The following is a 553-nucleotide window of genomic DNA, read 5'->3' as shown; positions in this document are numbered from 1 at the left end:
ACATACGATGGCCGTATATCGCCTTTCCGTATCAGCTGTCCACTCGTCGCTTCATCCAGTCGGTGGCAGTGCGAGCATTGGTGTAGGTAATAGAAACCTGCCGACCGTGCCCCTCTCGCGTATCCGCCGAACTTGGGTTGCGCATACACTGGTGTTTGAGTTCGCAGTGGCGACAGTCAGTCAGCTTTCCTTCAAAGAACAATTTACGTTTTTCATCCGAGATAATGACTTCATTTTTCAACCACATCTCTTTGCCGGCTGGACAGCGACACGTTTTCTTCTTTCTATTAAAGATAAATTCTCTAGCAGGAATTACAGCCTTCACGCCTTTTACCGTGTCTCGGTGGCGCTTGCCGTATTTGTCTTTCTGTTGGGCGAAGATCTTGTCTCGTGAGCGGAACTGATTGTCGGGAATATACGCATTAACACCTTCACGGCGAAGGTATTCATTGTTCACATCGTTCGAGAAGCCGGTGTCGGCGGTAATAATCGCTTGATCTTTGAGAATGTCCGGGCTGATGCCGGTGCGGGCGTAGCGTTGTTTAATGCCGCT

At 49.5% G+C, this 553-nt stretch carries 1 protein-coding gene; it reads right to left on the bottom strand.

Features of this window, described 5'->3' with window-relative positions; genetic code table 11:
- Window positions 1–31 precede the first annotated feature (31 nt).
- Window positions 32–553: transposase (locus ACFSUS_RS29120; RefSeq protein WP_381528823.1), on the bottom strand; the 522-nt coding region annotated here is incomplete at its 5' end.

The sequence above is a fragment of the Spirosoma soli genome (genome assembly GCF_042684525.1).
Classification (GTDB): domain Bacteria; phylum Bacteroidota; class Bacteroidia; order Cytophagales; family Spirosomataceae; genus Spirosoma; species Spirosoma soli.
Note: the sequence above shows the minus strand (reverse complement) of the source record. Positions and strands in the feature narration are given on the sequence as shown.